The sequence below is a fragment of the Candidatus Methylomirabilis sp. genome, from assembly GCA_036000645.1.
Classification (GTDB): Bacteria; Methylomirabilota; Methylomirabilia; order Methylomirabilales; family JACPAU01; genus JACPAU01.
On the sequence record DASYVA010000206.1, the window covers coordinates 1 to 2946 of the forward strand.

General features: G+C 69.7%; 2 protein-coding genes. Both read left to right on the plus strand.

Annotated features, from left to right (window positions below; all coding sequences use genetic code 11):
* The first annotated feature begins 84 nt into the window (after positions 1–84).
* Complete coding sequence (gene ptsP / locus VGT06_11490) at positions 85–1839, plus strand: phosphoenolpyruvate--protein phosphotransferase (protein HEV8663742.1); 1755 nt, start codon at positions 85–87, stop codon at positions 1837–1839.
* A gap of 118 nt (positions 1840–1957) precedes the next feature.
* Positions 1958–2946, plus strand: a 989-nt coding sequence (gene metK, locus VGT06_11495) for a methionine adenosyltransferase (GenBank protein HEV8663743.1), incomplete at its 3' end; no start/stop codon positions are given.

Consider the following 2946-nt stretch of genomic DNA (forward strand, 5'->3'; position numbering starts at 1 on the left):
GCGCGAGGTGATCCGGCTGATCCTCGAGGCGCAGGGGCGTTGGACGGAAGTTCTGCATCGTTTCGACGGCACGCGGGAGTGAGCGTGGCCGGGGTGCAGCTGACGGGCATCGGCGTCTCTCCCGGCATCGCCATCGGGGAGGCGGTCCTCCTCGGGCGGCGGGAGGTCCAGGTCAGCCGCCGGACCGTCGCGGAGGCCGAGGTCCCGCTGGAGCAGGGCCGCTTCCAGGAGGCGGTCGTCCGGGTGCGCCTGCAGGTGGAGGGGATCCGCACCCGGGCCGCGGAGGCGCTCGGCCCCCGCGCCGCCTCCATCTTCGATTCCCACCTGGCCCTGCTGGCCGATGACCAGTTCCCCGCGGAGGTCCAGGAGCGAATCACGGCGGTGCGCGTAAACGCCGAGGCGGCGCTCGAGGATGTGGCGCGCCGCTACGCCGACGCGCTCGCCCGCCTGGAAGACGAAGTCCTCCAGGGGCGGCGGACCGACGTGGACGACGTGGCGGAGCGCCTCCTCCGCACCCTCCTCGGCGCGGAGCTGCCCCGCCTCGACGCCCTCTCCCCCGGCACCGTCCTGGTCACCCACAGCCTGGCCCCCTCCGAGGCGGCCCAGCTCGACCGGCAGCGCGTCCAGGGGTTCGTCACCCAGGTGGGCGGCCGGACCTCCCACACCGCCATCCTGGCCCGGTCGCTGGAGCTTCCAGCCGTGGTCGGCCTGCCGGGGATCCTTGGCCAGGTGCAGGAGCGCGATCAGCTGATCCTCGACGGGCTCACGGGGAGCGTCCTCGTGAATCCCGACCGGGCGGTCGTGGCCGACTACCAATCCCGCAAGGAGGCCTACGAGCAGTTCACGCGCCAGCTCCACGTCCTGGGGGCGCTCCCGGCGGAGACGGCCGACGGCTACCGGGTGGCGGTGACGGCCAACATCGAGTTTCCGGGGGAGGTGGCCGCCGCCCGGCGGCACGGCGCCGAGGGGGTGGGGCTGTACCGGACCGAGTTCTTGTACGTGAACCGGACGACCCCGCCGACGGAGGAGGAGCACGTCGCCGCCTACCGGACGGTGGCCGAGGCGATGGCCCCGAACCCGGTCGTCATCCGGACGCTCGACCTGGGAGGGGCGGTGGCTCCGGCGGCCGCCGGGGAATCCGACCTCCGGGGGGCGGGGAGGCTCCGGCCGATCCGGCTGTGGCTCCGGCGGCCGGAGCTCTTCCGGACCCAGCTCCGGGCGATCCTGCGGGCCAGCGTCCACGGGAACCTCAAGGTGATGTTCCCCCTGATCTCGGGAGTGGCGGAGCTGCGCGAGGCGCGGGGGCACCTGGAGGCAGTGCAGCGGGAGCTCGAGGCGGCCGGCCTCCCCTTCAACCCGCACCTGGAGGTGGGGGTGATGATCGAGACGCCCGCGGCCGCCGTGATCGCCGACCTGCTCGCCCAGGAGGCGGACTTCCTGAGTCTCGGGACCAACGACCTCATCCAGTACACGCTCGCCATCGAGCGGGACAACGAGCAGGTGGCGTCGCTCTACGAGCCGCTCCACCCGGCGATCCTCCGCCTGGTCCGGAACACCATCGCGGCGGCCCACACCGCCGGCATCTGGGTGGCCATGTGCGGGGAGGTGGCGGGGGATCCTCTCTATACCGCGGTCCTGGTGGCGCTGGGCATCGACGAGCTCTCGATGACCCCGGCGGCCATCCCGCTCATCAAGCGGATCATTCGGACCCTCTCCATGAGGGAGGCGGTCCAGGTGGTCCACCAGCTCGGATCCTGCACCACCGCGCGAGAGGTGGAGGGGCTCCTCCGGCGGGAGATGGCGGGGCGGCTTCCGGAGCTCTTCGGCGCCTCCGCGTGAGGACGGGGCGGGGCGGGCATCTTTTGCTTGACTGCCCGGGACCGTGTGCTAGAGTTCGCGCGGCACTGCGGGGGCAGGACAGGGAACAGACCCGGCAGGCGGGAGGAGGATCCGGCCGATGGCTTCCAAGCGCTACCTTTTTACCTCGGAGTCGGTGACCGAGGGGCACCCGGACAAAATTGCGGATCAAATTTCTGACGCCGTTCTGGACGCCATCTTCGCCCAGGATCCCTATGGGCGGGTGGCCTGCGAAACGCTGGTGACGACCGGGCTCGCCTTCCTGGCCGGCGAGATCACCACGAAGTGCTACGTGGACATCCCGACGATCGTCCGGGAGGTCATCCGGGACGTGGGCTACACCCGAGCCAAGTACGGATTCGACTACGAGACTTGTGCCGTCCTCACCTCCATTCACGAGCAGTCGCCCGACATCGCGCTCGGGGTGGACATCCACGGGGCCGGAGACCAGGGACTGATGTTCGGCTACGCCACCCGGGAGACCCCCGAGCTGATGCCCATGCCCATCATGCTGGCCCACAAGCTGGTCCGCCGGCTGGCCGAGGTTCGGAAGAAGAACATCTTGGAGTACCTCCGGCCGGACGGCAAATCCCAGGTTACGGTCGAGTACGTGGACGGCAAGCCGAGCCAGGTGACCACGGTCGTCGTGTCCGCGCAGCACAGCCCGGATGTGACGTTGAAGCAGATCCGGGAGGACATCATCGAACGGGTCGTTCTTCCCGTGATCCCGCCCGAGCTGCTGGACGAGGAGCGGGTCGTCTATCACATCAACCCCACGGGGCGGTTCGTCACCGGCGGGCCCATGGGAGACACCGGGCTCACGGGGCGCAAGATCATCGTGGACACCTACGGCGGCGTCGGCAGCCACGGTGGCGGCGCGTTCTCGGGCAAGGACCCCAGCAAGGTAGACCGCTCAGCGTCGTACATGGCTCGGTACATCGCGAAGAACATCGTGGCGGCAGGCCTCGCCGACAAGTGCGAGATCCAGCTGGCGTACGCGATCGGCGTGCCCGAGCCGGTGTCCATTTTGATCGACACTAAAAACACCGAGAAGATTTCCATCGACTTGGTTGACAAGCTGGTACGCAA